Annotated in this window: 12 protein-coding genes and 1 pseudogene; 2 read left to right on the forward strand and 11 right to left on the reverse strand. The window is 71.1% G+C overall.

Translation table 11 applies throughout. The features are described 5' to 3' along the window. On the forward strand, positions 1–1,140 hold a 1,140-nt coding region (locus ACY5KJ_RS03940; RefSeq protein WP_462202814.1), incomplete at its 5' end, for a hypothetical protein. Here ACY5KJ_RS03940 and ACY5KJ_RS03945 read toward each other — a convergent pair. Together ACY5KJ_RS03945 and ACY5KJ_RS03950 are read right to left on the reverse strand one after the other, a co-directional pair. Further along, complete coding sequence (locus tag ACY5KJ_RS03945; protein WP_462202815.1) at positions 1,048–2,073, reverse strand: cation diffusion facilitator family transporter; 1,026 nt, start codon at positions 2,071–2,073, stop codon at positions 1,048–1,050. The two genes, ACY5KJ_RS03940 and ACY5KJ_RS03945, sit on opposite strands and share 93 nt — an antisense overlap. A gap of 38 nt (positions 2,074–2,111) precedes the next feature. After that, a complete protein-coding gene (locus ACY5KJ_RS03950) occupies positions 2,112–3,725 on the reverse strand; it encodes an ABC-F family ATP-binding cassette domain-containing protein (RefSeq protein ID WP_462186249.1) in 1,614 nt (537 codons plus the stop codon). Between the two features lie 458 nt (positions 3,726–4,183). Between ACY5KJ_RS03950 and rfbB the strand changes: the two genes are divergently transcribed. Continuing rightward, on the forward strand, positions 4,184–5,188 hold the full coding sequence (gene rfbB, locus ACY5KJ_RS03955) for a dTDP-glucose 4,6-dehydratase (protein WP_462186248.1): 1,005 nt from the start codon (positions 4,184–4,186) through the stop codon (positions 5,186–5,188). Positions 5,189–5,210: 22 nt separating this feature from the next. Here rfbB and glgA read toward each other — a convergent pair. The 9 genes and pseudogenes from glgA to ACY5KJ_RS04000 all read right to left on the reverse strand — a co-directional run. Continuing rightward, positions 5,211–6,459 (reverse strand): annotated as a pseudogene (glgA, locus tag ACY5KJ_RS03960) (glycogen synthase). A 65-nt stretch (positions 6,460–6,524) separates the two neighbouring features. Continuing rightward, on the reverse strand, positions 6,525–7,763 hold the full coding sequence (glgC, locus tag ACY5KJ_RS03965; RefSeq protein ID WP_462186246.1) for a glucose-1-phosphate adenylyltransferase: 1,239 nt from the start codon (positions 7,761–7,763) through the stop codon (positions 6,525–6,527). Positions 7,764–8,030: 267 nt separating this feature from the next. Then, a complete protein-coding gene (locus ACY5KJ_RS03970; protein ID WP_462186245.1) occupies positions 8,031–8,480 on the reverse strand; it encodes a metal-sulfur cluster assembly factor in 450 nt (149 codons plus the stop codon). Continuing rightward, positions 8,477–9,001, reverse strand: a complete 525-nt coding sequence (gene sufU / locus ACY5KJ_RS03975) for a Fe-S cluster assembly sulfur transfer protein SufU (protein WP_462186244.1) — start codon at positions 8,999–9,001, stop codon at positions 8,477–8,479. The genes ACY5KJ_RS03970 and sufU overlap by 4 nt, the downstream gene beginning before the upstream one ends. Next, complete coding sequence (locus tag ACY5KJ_RS03980) at positions 8,998–10,326, reverse strand: cysteine desulfurase (protein WP_462186243.1); 1,329 nt, start codon at positions 10,324–10,326, stop codon at positions 8,998–9,000. The genes sufU and ACY5KJ_RS03980 overlap by 4 nt, the downstream gene beginning before the upstream one ends. Beyond that, the gene (gene sufC, locus ACY5KJ_RS03985; protein ID WP_462186242.1) at positions 10,323–11,117 is read right to left on the reverse strand and encodes a Fe-S cluster assembly ATPase SufC; all 795 of its coding nucleotides are present in this window, start codon (positions 11,115–11,117) and stop codon (positions 10,323–10,325) included. The genes ACY5KJ_RS03980 and sufC overlap by 4 nt, the downstream gene beginning before the upstream one ends. Before the next feature lie 8 nt (positions 11,118–11,125). Continuing rightward, on the reverse strand, positions 11,126–11,518 hold the full coding sequence (locus tag ACY5KJ_RS03990; RefSeq protein WP_462186241.1) for a non-heme iron oxygenase ferredoxin subunit: 393 nt from the start codon (positions 11,516–11,518) through the stop codon (positions 11,126–11,128). After that, positions 11,515–12,726 (reverse strand): Fe-S cluster assembly protein SufD, encoded by a 1,212-nt coding sequence (gene sufD / locus ACY5KJ_RS03995; RefSeq protein WP_462186240.1) that lies wholly within the window; start codon positions 12,724–12,726, stop codon positions 11,515–11,517. Before sufD ends, ACY5KJ_RS03990 begins: the two co-directional genes overlap by 4 nt. Beyond that, a partial coding sequence (locus ACY5KJ_RS04000; RefSeq protein WP_462202816.1) for a SufD family Fe-S cluster assembly protein occupies positions 12,726–12,969 on the reverse strand: 244 nt, incomplete at its 5' end. The genes ACY5KJ_RS04000 and sufD, both read right to left, overlap by 1 nt.

Consider the following 12,969-nt stretch of genomic DNA (forward strand, 5'->3'; position numbering starts at 1 on the left):
ACCCCGAACACCCCGGCCACCCCGGCCACGGCGACCGGCCCGGTGAACAGGCTGCCCTGGACCGCCCTGCTCGTCCTGGGCTACGTCGGATCGCTGGCGTGGAGCGGCACGCTCGCGCTGGTCGCACCCGGGGAGATCACGGCGGATCTTCGCATCCCGGCGGATCTCCTGGCGGCGGCGAAGGCCGTCGGTGACGATCCGCTCGGCTTCCTCGCCACCTACACCGCGACCACCGCGCACGCCGCGGCGGGGACCACGGCCGTCCTGCCGACCCATCCTCCGGGCCCCGTCCTGACCGTCTGGGTGCTCACCAGGGTGGGGATGCACGGTGCGGTCGCGATCGGGATACTGTTCACCGCCCTGGGCGCGCTGGTCGTCCCCGCCGTCTCGATCGCGGTGCGCTCGTTGTGCCATGAGACGGCCGCCCGGCGCCTGGTCCCCGTCCTCGTCCTGGCCCCGTGGAGCGGATGGACGGCGGCGTCCCCGGACGCCGTCACGGCTACCCTGGCCGCCCTGGCCGTCGCGGTGGGGGTGGTCGGATGCGAACCGGGTCGGCGCTCGATGTGGTGGGCGCTGGCAAGCGGGCTGCTGCTCGGCCTCGCGGGGCTGTTCGGCTACGCCCCGGTATGGCTTGGCGTGGCGGTCGCCGCGGCCTACTTCGTCCGCCGTCGCCCGATCCTCAATGTCATGACCGGTCTGGGTGCGCTCCTGCCGCTGTGGCTCTTCTACGCGTGGGGTTTCTCCTGGCCCGACGGGCTGGCCCTGGCGAGCGCGCCACGGCCGGGGCTCGCCGGCACGCTGGCCTGGATCGTCGTGGACCTGACCGTGGTCGTCCTCGTCTGCGGGCCGGTTCTCATCCGGGCGGCGCGCCGCCTGCGGCTGACCCCGGGCTGGCCGCTGCTGGTGGGGGCCGGCGCGACGATGCTGTTCGCGACGGTCCTCGGGCTGGCCGATGGCGACGTCGAAGAGTCCTGGCTGCCAGTGTTCCCCTGGTTACTGGTGGCCGCGGTGGCGCCTCATCCCCGACCGGAGCTGCCCGGAGACAAGCTACGAGCGGGAAACCTGCCGGTGGTACTGATGTCCCTCGGCGTTCTGAGCGCGCTCGCGCTGCGGCTCTGCCTCGCCGACGGCACCGGCTGACGGATCCCGTCGTCGACCCGGCTCGTCGCGGAGGATGTCGGGCTCGAGGAAGATGCGCAGCGGAACCGCCACCGCGGCCCGCAGCGCCGCCTCCGCGCCGTTGATGGTGGCGGCCACCTCGGGCATCGCCAGTTCCGCCCCGATACCGATCTTGGCGGCGACGAGCAGCTCGTCCGGCCCGAGGTGCAGTGTGCGCAGGTGGATGACCGTGGCGACGCCCGGGGCGGCGGCGAGCGTGCCGCGGATGGTGGCGACCATTCCCGGGGCGGCGGCCTCGCCCACCAGCATGCCGTACGCCTCGGTCGCCACGAGGACGGCCACGATCAGCAGGAGCACGCCGATGGCCAGCGTTCCCGCGCCGTCCCAGATCGGGTCGTCGAGTGCCAGGGTCAGCCCGACCCCGAGCAACGCGAAGATCAGCCCCAGCTCGGCTGCCAGGTCCTCCAGCAGGACGATGGGCAGTTCCGGGGTCCGCGCCTCCCGGATAAACCGCCACCAGGACTGGTCGCCCTTCGTCTTCTTCGACTCGCGGATGGCGGTCGCGAAGGAGTACGACTCCAGCAGCACCGCGGTCAGCAGGACGACGACCGCGACCAGCCCGCTCTCCAGCTCATGCGGATGGCGCAGCTTCTCGACGCCCTCATACACTGAGAACAGCCCACCGACGCTGAACAACACGATCCCGACCAGGAAGCCGGCGATGTAACGCGCCCGCCCGTACCCGAAGGGATGCTCCTCGTCCGGCGGCTGGACGGAACATTTCTGGCCGAGCAGGAGCAGGCCCTGGTTGCCGGAGTCGGCCACCGAGTGGATGGACTCGGCCAGCATCGACGACGACTGGGTGAACAGGAACGCGACGAACTTCGCCACCGCGATACCCAGATTGGCGATCAGTGCCGCCATGACCGCCTTGGTGCCGCCCTGCGTACTCACAAAGGTTCTCCATTCCGTTCCCGGGGCAGGGTTCCTGCTCAAGCCAGGGTGATGAGCTCGGCCAGATCGGGTGACCAGTTGTCCTCGACCCCGTCCGGCAGCATCAGGACCTTCTGCGGGTCGAGTGCCTCGACGGCCCCCGGGTCGTGGGTGACCAGGACGACCGAGCCCCGGTACGTGGCGAGCGCGGCAAGCACCTCGTCGCGCGAGGCGGGGTCGAGGTTGTTCGTCGGCTCGTCGAGCAGGAGGACGTTGGCGGAGCTGCAGACCAGTCCGGCGAGCGCGAGGCGGGTCTTCTCGCCGCCGGACAGGGTCTCGGCACGCTGCTCCACGCTGCCTCCGCTGAACAGGAACGCGCCCAGGATGCGACGCAGCTCCACGTCCGACGCCCCCGGCGCGGCGGCCCGCATGTTGTCCAGCACCGAGCGGCTAGTGTCCAGCGTCTCGTGTTCCTGCGCGTAGTACCCGAGACGCAGACCGTGACCGGGATGCACCTGACCGACGTCGGGCGCCTCCTGGCCCGCCAGGATGCGCAGCAGCGTGGTCTTGCCGGCACCGTTCAGCCCGAGGACCACGACCCGCGAGCCGCGGTCGATCGCGAGGTCCACGCCGGTGAACACCTCCAGCGAGCCGTAGGACTTCGACAGTCCGGTGGCGGTCAGCGGCGTGCGGCCGCACGGAGCCGGGTCCGGGAAGCGCAGCTTGGCTACCCGGTCGGCGACGCGCGCCTCGGCGAGCCCGGCCGCGAGCCGCTCGGCCCGCCGGTCCATCTGATGGGCGGCCCGCGCCTTGGTCGCCTTGGCGCGCATCTTGTCGGCCTGCGCCTTCAGCGAGTCGATCTTCTTCTCGGCATTGGCGCGTTCCCGGCGACGGCGGCGCTCGTCCAGCTCGCGCTGGTTGAGATAGGTCTTCCAGTTCACGTTGTAGACGTCGAGGGTGGCCCGGTTGGCGTCGAGGTGGAAGACCTTGTTCACGCACTTGTCGAGCAGGTCGACGTCGTGGCTCACCACGATCAGGCCACCCGTGTGAGCGCGCAGGAAGTCCCGCAGCCACCCGATCGAGTCGGCGTCGAGGTGGTTCGTCGGCTCGTCGAGCAGCAGGGTCGCGTCGGCGTTGCCGGACCCGGCGAACAGGATGCGAGCGAGTTCGACCCGCCGCCGCTGCCCACCGGACAGGGTGCCGATGGGCTGGACGAGCACCCGGTCAGCCAGGCCCAGCGACGAGCAGATCCGGGCAGCCTCCGCCTCGGCGGCATAACCGCCGAGCGTCCCGAATCGCTCCTCCAGGCTGCCGTAGCGGCGGATCGCCGCGTCCCGCGCCGTGGTGTCGACCAGCTCGGCCATCTCCAGCTGCAGCTTCTCCATTTCGCGCAGGAGAACGTCGAGACCACGTGCCGACAGCACACGATCACGGGCAGTGTCGGCCAGATCGCCGGTACGCGGGTCCTGGGGGAGGTAACCCATCTCACCCCGGAGGTCGACGGTGCCGGCGAACGGCAGCCCCTCCCGGGCAAGCACCTTCAGCAACGTCGTCTTGCCGGCCCCGTTGCGCCCGACGAGACCGATCCGGTCGTTCGGCTGCACCCGGAAGGATACGGGCTCGATCAGAGTGCGGGCTCCGGCACGCAGTTCGAGCTCGGACACAATGATCATCGAGGTAGGGCCTCTTTCGGGCTTCCAGACAACGCCGGGCGAGCGTCAGAGCGTTACACCGGCGACGTCGGGTTGACACGGACAACGGCGGGGACCCCACCAGAGCACTGCGAACCGGGACGACCGAGGTCGGGCACGGGGTAGGTCGGGCACAGGGCAGGTCGCGCACCGTGCCCACCAAGGACGGCACGGTCGGGCACGCGACGATCACGATACGACGATGCTCATGACCTCAAGAGTACGGGGGGCATAGGCCGCTGTGGCCGCCGGCTAGCCCTCGGGCAGGCCCGCCACGCGCCAGAGCGTAGGGTGCCCGTGCGCCCACGGTCACCCGCCGTCGTCCGGGTGGCCGCGCGCGGGCCAGGCCGGTGCCCGCCCGCCACGAGAACATGGACGACGTCCGTCCACCGCCCAGCCGCAGGCGTCGCCGCGCCTGCGCACCGATCGAAAGGCACACCATGTCGACGCTCCTCGTGACCGGAGCCGCCGGGTTCATCGGATCGAACTTCGTCCGCTACTGGCGGACGCGGCATCCGGGGGACGCGGTCGTGGCGCTCGACGCCCTGACCTACGCCGGCTGCCGGGAGAACCTCGCCGACGTCGCGGACCGCGTCACGTTCGTCCACGGCGACATCCGTGACCAGGAGCTCGTCGAGTCGGTGCTGCGGGAGCACTCCGTGGACGTGGTGGTGAACTTCGCCGCCGAGTCGCACAACAGTCTGGCGATCATTCGCCCCGGCGAGTTCTTCTCGACGAACGTGATGGGTACCCAGGCCCTGCTCGAGGCGGCCCGCACGGTCGGGGTGGCCCGCTTCCACCAGATCTCCACCTGCGAGGTCTACGGCGACATGGACCTCAACGACCCCGGCGCCTTCACCGAGGACTCCCCCTACCTCCCCCGCACGCCCTACAACGCGGCGAAGGCCGGCGGGGACCACGCCGTACGCGCCTATGGCTTTACCTACAACCTCCCCGTGACGATCACCAACTGCTCGAACAACTACGGTCCCTACCAGTTTCCGGAGAAGGTCATCCCCCTGTTCGTGACCCGGGCGCTGCAGGGCGAGTCGCTCCCGATGTACGCCTCTACCACGAACCGGCGCGAGTGGCTGCACGTGATGGACCACTGCCGGGCGATCGACGCGGTTCTGGACCGCGGGCGGCTCGGCGAGACCTACCACGTCGGATCCGGCGTCGAAGCGGACATCGAGACGATCGCCGACACGGTGCTCGCCGAGCTCGGTCTGCCCGCGTCGTTGAAGACGATCGTGCCCGACCGTCCCTCGCACGACCGCCGCTACCTGCTGGACTCCACCAAGCTGCGGACCGAGCTGGACTGGGCGCCGTTGATCGACTTCGCCGAGGGCATGCGGTCGACCATCGCCTGGTACAAGGAGAACGAAGCCTGGTGGCGTCCGCTGCTCGGTCGCTCCCCGGTCTCCGAAACGGCCTGGACGAGCTGACAGCCCCAGCCGAGCTGAGCCGTCAGCCGCCAGTCAGCGACGCGTACAGCCGCGCGGTGCGCTCGGCGATCGCAGCCCAGCCGAACTCGGTGACGGCCCGGTCCCGGCCCGCGTGGCCCATCGCGGCCGCCCGGACCGGGTCCGCGAGCACCTCGTTGACGGCCCCGGCCAGCGCGCCGGGGTCGTCGGGCGGCACCAGCAGACCGGTGACGCCGTCGTCGACGACCTCGGGAATGCCACCAACCCGGGAGGCGACGACCGCGGTGCCGCACGCCATCGCCTCCAGGTTGACGATGCCGAGCGGCTCGTAGACCGACGGGCAGACGAACACGGTGGCATGGCTGAGCAGCTGGATCACCTCCGGCTTCGTCAGCATCCCGGGCAGCCAGACCACGCCGTCGCGGCCGGCGCGCAGGCCCTCGACCAGGTCGGTGATCTCCGTGAACAGCGCAGGGGTGTCCGGGGCCCCGGCACAGAGCACGAGCTGCGCCTGGGGGTCGATCGCCGCCGCCGCCCGCAGCAGCACCGGCAGCCCCTTCTGCCGGGTGCTCCGCCCCACGAAGATCACCGTCGGCCGATCCGGGTCCACCCCGTGGCGTTCCAGCACGTCGGTCGCGGTGTCCGGACGGTACTCGTCGGTGTCGATGCCATTGCGGATGACGTGCACGCGGGCCGGATCGACCGCCGGGTAGGCATCGAGGATGTCCGCGCGCATGCCCGCGCTGACCGCGACCACGGCGGCCGCCGACTCGATCGCGACCCGCTCGCACCAGGACGACACCCGGTAGCCCCCGCCCAGCTGCTCGGCCTTCCAGGGACGCCGGGGCTCCAGCGAGTGCGAGGTCATCACGTGCGGGACGCCGCCGAGCAGCGCGGCGAGATGGCCACCGAGATTCGCGTACCAGGTGTGCGAGTGGATCACGTCCGCGCCGGCCGCCGTGGCGGCCATAGACAGGTCCATCGACACGGTCCGCAGCGCGTCGTTCGCGTCGGCGAGCGCGGCCCAGCTCCGGTGCGCCGCGACCGCGGCGACGCCCGGGGCACCCGCCCTCTCGACCACCGGCCGGTCGACGGCACCGGTCGACGGCACCGGTCGACGGCACCGCACCCGCGGGCCCACCGCCCGGCGCCCCGCCGCCCGGCGCCGGCCCCTCGCGGTGGACGGTGAGGTCGACCAGCCGGGCGAGCTCCCGGCTCAGGTACTCGACGTGCACACCCGCCCCGCCGTAGACGTCCGGGGGGTACTCCCGGGTGAGCATGGCGACGCGCATGTGCGGTCTCTCCCAACGGTGCCGTGACGGGACGGGTGCGGGCGGATAGGGGGATGGCGGCCGGTTCAGTCGGCGATCGTGATGCCCTTGCCGACGACGGTGACGCCCTGCTCGCTCACGGTGTAGCCGCGGGCGCGATCCCGGTCCTTGTCCACCCCGACCTGGGCGCCCGCCGGCACGTGCACGTTCTTGTCCAGGATGGCATCGCGGACGACGGCCCCCCGGCCGACGACCACGTTGTCCAGGAGCACCGTGTGGTCGACCTCGGCCCAGGAGTTCACCCGCACTCCCGGGGACAGCACCGACGAGCGCACCGTGCCCCCGGAGATGATGACTCCGTTGCTGACGATGCTGTTCATGGCCGTGCCGGTGCGCTGCAGGCCATCGTGCACAAACTTCGCCGGTGGCAGCGAGGGGATGCTGGTGAGGATCGGCCACTCCCGGTTGTAGAGGTTGAACACCGGGTCGAGCGCGCACAGATCCATCTGCGCCTCGAAGTACGAGTCGACGGTGCCGACGTCGCGCCAGTAGCCGCGGTCACGCAGCGTCGTGCCCGGGACGACGTTGCCGGCGAAGTCGTACACCGCCGCCGCCCGCTGGGCCACGAGCATCGGGATGATGTTCCCGCCCATGTCGTGGACGCTGTCCTCGTCGGCGGCGTCCTTGCGCAGGGCGTCGATCAGCACGTCCGTCGAGAAGACGTAGTTGCCCATCGAGGCGAACGTCTCCTCGGGGCTGCCCGGCAGACCCGGCGGATCGGCGGGCTTCTCCAGGAACGCCTCGATCGTGCGGCCGTCGGGCGCCGTCTGGATAACCCCGAACGCCCGGCCCTCGGATCTCGGTACCCGCAGCCCGGCGACGGTGACGCCGGCTCCGCTGTCGAGATGCTGGGCGACCATCTGCCGCGGGTCCATCCGGTACACGTGGTCCGCGCCGAAGACCACGACGATGTCCGGGGCGTCGTCGTAGACGAGGTTCAGCGACTGGTGGATGGCGTCGGCGCTGCCGGCGAACCATCGCGGCCCCAGCCGCTGCTGCGCCGGCACCGGCGTGACGTAGTTGCCGAGCAGGTTGCTCATCCGCCACGTCGTCGTGATGTGCCGGTCGAGGCTGTGGCTCTTGTACTGGGTCAGGACCGCGATGCGCAGGTAGCCCGCGTTCACCAGGTTGGACAGCACGAAGTCAATCAGGCGGTACAGCCCACCGAAGGGGACGGCGGGCTTCGCCCGGTCCGCGGTCAGCGGCGCCAGCCGCCGTCCGGCACCCCCGGCCAGCACCAGACCGAGGACCCGCGGGCTCGGCACAGACAGGCTCCCGTCTTCCGGCTCGATCTCCGAACGACCGGCGGGGCCGGACACCACGTCACGATGCGGAAAGCCCCGCCGAAATGGGCCGATGACGACGCCGATCGCCTGGTTCCGACCCTACAAGCCTGGCGGGCGGACACGGGCGGAGTGAGCGGTGGTTGCTGGGTAGCCAGCCGTATGTTGCGTGAACCCCACCGGTTGTTCATCCGGTGGGCCGAGGGCGGACGGCAGCCCGAGGGCGGGCGGCCCGGCAGCCGGCGGCCGTCAGACGTTGAAGCCGAGCGCGCGCAGCTGCTCGCGACCGTCGTCGGTGATCTTGTCCGGTCCCCACGGCGGCATCCAGACCCAGTTGATGGTCACATCCGCGGCCAGCCCGTCCGGGCCATCGACCAGGGCGGAGCGGGTCTGGTCCTCGATGACGTCGGTGAGCGGGCAGGCCGCCGAGGTCAGCGTCATGTCGAGGGTGACGGTGTTGTCGTCGGCGACGTGGATGCCGTAGACGAGGCCGAGGTCGACGACGTTGATGCCGAGCTCGGGGTCGACGACGTCGCGCATCGCCTCCTCGATGTCCTCGAAGCTGGCGAGCTCCGGCGGGGCGCCCGGTCCCGTCGGGTCCGGGTCCAGCAGCGGCTTCGGGACCCCGGCGGGCTGGTCCGCCGCCTCGGCGGTTTCTCCCGTCTCGGTCGAGCGCGTCTCGGTCACCGTCTCGCTCATGGCTTCTCCTGCTCGGGTACGTCGAGGGGGGCGACGCGGGGGAACGCGACAGAGGTGGATGCGGCGGCACCGGCACCGGCGACGCTCGGATCCATCGCCTTGGCGGTCGCGTCCTTCCAGGCCATCCAGGACAGCAGGGCACATTTCACCCGGGCGGGGTACTTGGAGACGCCGGCGAACGCCACGGCGTCCTCCAGCACGTCCTCGTCACCCTCGACGGTGCCCCGCGACTGCATCAGCGCCAAGAACTCGCGTTCGAGCTTCAGCGCCGCGTCGACCGGCTTGCCGATCACGAGATCACTCATGACGCTCGCCGACGCCTGACTGATCGAACAGCCCTCGCTCTCGTAGGAGACGTCCTCGACGACCCCGTCCGAGACCTTCACCCGCAGGGTCACCTCGTCGCCGCAGGTCGGGTTGACGTGGTGCACCTCGGCGTCGAAGGGATCCCGCAGCCCCCGGTGGAGCGGGTTGCGGTAGTGGTCCAGGATGATCTCCTGGTACATGGAGTCGAGTTTCACCTCAGAAAGAACCTCCGGACCCCGTGCAGTCCTTCCACCAGGGCGTCGACCTCACCGGTCGTCGTGTAAAGGTGGAACGACGCGCGGGTCGTCGCAGGTACCCCGAACCGCAGGCAGACCGGCCGGGCGCAGTGGTGCCCGACCCGCACGGCGATGCCGCGCTCGTCGAGGATCTGTCCGACGTCGTGGGGATGGATCGGCCGGCCGTCGTCCTCGTGCAGCACGAAGGAGATCGCCCCGCCGCGGGCGTCCGCCGTCGGCGGACCGATGATCCGCAACCCCGGCACCTCGGCGAAGGCGTCCAGCGCGTAGGCCGTCACCGCGTGCTCGTGCTCGGCGACGGCCGGCATGCCGAGCGCGGTCAGGTAGTCGACAGCCGCGCCGAGCCCGACCACCTGGGCGATCATCGGGGTGCCGGCCTCGAACCGGTGCGGCGGCGCCGCGTAGGTCGAGCCCTCCATGGTGACAAGCTCGATCATCTCGCCGCCGCCGAGGAAGGGCGGCATGACCTCGAGCAGCTCGTAGCGCCCCCAGAGCACCCCGACCCCGGTGGGCGCGCACATCTTGTGCCCGGTGAAGGCCAGGAAGTCCACCCCGAGATCGGTGACGTCGACCGGGTTGTGCGGCACCGACTGGGAGCCGTCCAGCACGGTCAGCGCGCCGACCTCGCGGGCCCGCGCCACCACCTGCGCGACCGGGTTGATCGTGCCGAGAATGTTCGACTGGTGGACGAAGGCGACGACCTTCGCCCGCTCGGTGATAATCGAATCGAGGTTGCTCAGGTCAAGCCGGCCGTCGTCGGTCAGCCCGATCCAGCGCAGCGTCGCCCCGGTGCGCCGGGCCAGCATCTGCCACGGCACGAGGTTGGAGTGATGCTCCATCTCGGTGACGACGATCTCATCACCCGGGCCGACCCGGAACCGCTCCGCCTCGGCGCCGGCGGCCCCGGCGTTGCTCATCGCGTAGGCGACGAGGTTCAGCGCCTCCGAGGAGTTCTTGGTGAACACCACCTCCCGGCGGTCGCCCGCCCCGATGAAGGCGGCGACCTTGTCCCGGGAGGCCTCGTACAGCCCGGTGGCCTCCTCGGCCAGCACGTGGAGGCCGCGGTGCACGTTGGCGTTGTGCAGCTCGTAGTAGGTCCGCTCGGCGTCGAGCACCGCCAGCGGCTTCTGCGAGGTGGCGGCGCTGTCGAGGTAGACCAGCGGCCGGTCGTCGTGCACCGTGCGGGCCAGGGCGGGGAAGTCCCGGCGGACCTGCTCGACGTCGAACCCGCCAACGAGCCGGGGTCCGGGCCCCAGGCGCACGGCCGCGTCGGTCAGCGTCATGACACCGCTCCCACGCCGGCCGGCGTGGGAGCGCCGCCACCCTTGGCGTAGCGGTCGTAGCCGGACTCCTCCAGCACGGCGGCCAGTTCCGGGCCGCCCTCGTCGACGATCCGCCCCGCCGCCATGACGTGGACGAACTCAGGACGGATGTAGCGCAGGATTCGGGTGTAGTGGGTGATGAGCAGGATGCCCGTCTCCCCCTGGGCCCGCACCGACTCGATGCCTCCGGAGACGATGCGCAGCGCGTCGACGTCGAGGCCGGAGTCGGTCTCGTCCAGCACAGCGATCCTCGGCTTGAGCAACGCCATCTGCAGGATCTCGTGACGCTTCTTCTCGCCGCCGGAGAAGCCCTCGTTGACGTTGCGCTCGGCGAACGCCGGGTCCATCTCGAGCGCAGCCATGGAGGTCTTGACCTCCTTGACCCAGGTCCGCAGCTTCGGCGCCTCGCCGCGCACGGCCGTGACCGAGGAGCGCAGGAAGTTCGACACCGAGACCCCGGGGATCTCCACCGGGTACTGCATCGCCAGGAAGATCCCGGCCCGGGCCCGGGCGTCGACGCTCATCGCGAGGACGTCCTCGCCGTCGAACGTGATGCTGCCCTCGGTGACCGTGTACTTGGGATGGCCCGCGATCGCATAGGACAGCGTCGACTTGCCCGACCCGTTCGGCCCCATGATCGCGTGCGTCTCGCCCTTGCGGACGGTCAGGTCCACCCCGCGCAGGATCTCGCGCGTGCCCTCGCCGTCCGTCTCCACCGAGACATGCAGATTGCGGATCTCCAGTGTGGACACCGCTGCCGTCACCCTCGTTCCGGGTTCGAATGTGTAACGTTTGGATGGGTAACGTCGACGAGCACGTCGTCGCCGTCGACGGTCACTGCGTACGTGGGCACCGGCTCAATCGCCGGCAGGCTCAGCGGGACGCCGCTGGCCAGGTCGAACTGGGACCCGTGCAGCCAGCACTCGATCTTGCCGTCCTCGGCTTCGCCCTGGGAGAGCATCACGTCGGCGTGCGAGCACTCGTCGCGCACGGCGTAGACCGCCCCGCCCGACCGCACCACGCACACCGGCACACCCTCGATCTCGGTGCCGATCGCGCTGCCCTCGGCGAGGTCCGCGGCGGCACACACCCGGTGCCACCGCGGGGCGACCGAGGAGCCGCCCGCGGCAGAACCGCCGGTCGCGGTCGTCATCCGCCCACCTCCGCCGACAGCTCGCCGGCGACCTTGGTCATGATGCGCTCCCGCAGCTGCGGCACGTCGATCCGGTCGATGATCTCGGCGAAGAAGCCGTGCACCACGAGCCGGCGGGCCTCCTCGGGCGAGATCCCCCGCGACTGCAGGTAGAACAGCGCCTCGTCATCGAACCGGCCGGTGGCGCTGGCGTGACCGGCACCGGCGACCTCACCGGTGAGGATCTCCAGGTTCGGGACCGAGTCGGCCCGCGCGCCGTCGGTGAGCACGAGATTGCGGTTGAGCTCGTAGGTGTCCGTGCCCACGGCGTCGGCGCCGATGAGGACGTCGCCGATCCACACCGCGTGGGCGGCGTCCCCGCGCAGCGCGCCCTTGTAGGTGACCCGGCTGCGGCAGGAACGCGGCTCGTGCGTGACGAGCAGCCGGTGCTCCTGGTGCTGGCCGGCGTCGGTGAAGAACACGCCGTAGAGCTCGGCGTCGCCGCCGGGCCCGCGGTAGTCCACGGTCGGGTTGAGGCGCACCAGGTCACCGCCGAGGGTGATGGTGAACGAGCGCAGCCGGGCGTCGCGCCCCAGCGAGTAGGCGTGCGCGCCGAGGTGCACGGCGTCGTCGTCCCAGTCCTGCAGGGTGATGAAGGTGAGCGAGGCGCCGTGCCCCACGTACACCTCGACGTTGCCGGCGTAGGTGGCGCTGCCGGTATGGTCGAGCACCACGGTGGCCGACGCGAACGGGCCCACCTCGACGAGGACGTGACCGTAGGCCACCCCGCCCGGGGAGCCGCGCCGCCCGCCGTCGCCGCTCGTCGCGACGAACCCGGCCGGGGACCTGGGGCTCTCACCGTGCAGGTGCACGACCACCGGCTCGGTGAGCGCGGCCTCGGCCGGGACGGTGACGGCGAGCGCGCCCGCCGACCGGGTCAGGGCGAAGGCAGCCACCCGGTCGGCCGGGGTCAGCACCCGGCCGATCCGGGCGTCGCCGACGGCGAGCTGCTCCACCTCGACCCCCGCGGGCGCCGTGACCGACACGGAGACCTTGCCGTCGGCCTCGGGGCCGGTCGGCAGTCCGCGCAGCCGGCGCAGCGGGGTGAACCGCCACGCCTCCTCGCGTCCGGTGGGCACGGCGTGGTCGAGCGGGTTACGGGACCGTACGGGACGGGGTACGGCACCGGAGGCGGCCGGGGGCCGACCGGTGGCGTCGATGACGACCATCAGCCGACCGCACCTTCCATCTGCAGCTCGATGAGGCGGTTGAGCTCGAGGGCGTACTCCATGGGCAACTCCCGGGCGATCGGCTCGACGAAGCCGCGCACGACCATCGCCATCGCCTCTTCCTCGGACAGGCCCCGGCTCATCAGGTAGAACAGCTGGTCCTCGCCGACCTTGGAGACGCTCGCCTCGTGCCCGATGGAGGCGTCGTCCTCGCGCACGTCGACGTAGGGGTAGGTGTCCGAG

Source organism: Frankia sp. CcWB3 (assembly GCF_977927595.1).